Genomic DNA, 239 nt, shown 5'->3' with positions numbered 1-239 from the left:
ATGGGAGTTAACGGGATCGAACCGCTGACCCTCTGCTTGTAAGGCAGATGCTCTCCCAGCTGAGCTAAACTCCCAAATGGTCGTTTAACTCACTGGATCCCTGTCGTGCACTGACTTACGTCAGTTTCGACAAAGTCGAACTTGCGTTCTCCTTAGCTGAGCTAAACTCCCAAATGAGCCTAGTATCTACTAGGCTCAATCTCTTGCTAAGCGACTACCTTATCTCACAGGGGGCAACC

The 239-nt window shown here is 49.8% G+C and carries 1 tRNA gene; it reads right to left on the bottom strand.

Features of this window, described 5'->3' with window-relative positions:
• Nucleotide 1: 1 nt before the first annotated feature.
• Nucleotides 2-74: transfer RNA gene (locus HMPREF2704_RS01725), tRNA-Val, on the bottom strand.
• Nucleotides 75-239 lie beyond the last annotated feature (165 nt).

The sequence above is a fragment of the Streptococcus sp. HMSC076C09 genome, assembly GCF_001837905.1.
Classification (GTDB): Bacteria; Bacillota; Bacilli; order Lactobacillales; family Streptococcaceae; genus Streptococcus; species Streptococcus parasanguinis_I.
Note: the sequence above shows the minus strand (reverse complement) of the source record. Positions and strands in the feature narration are given on the sequence as shown.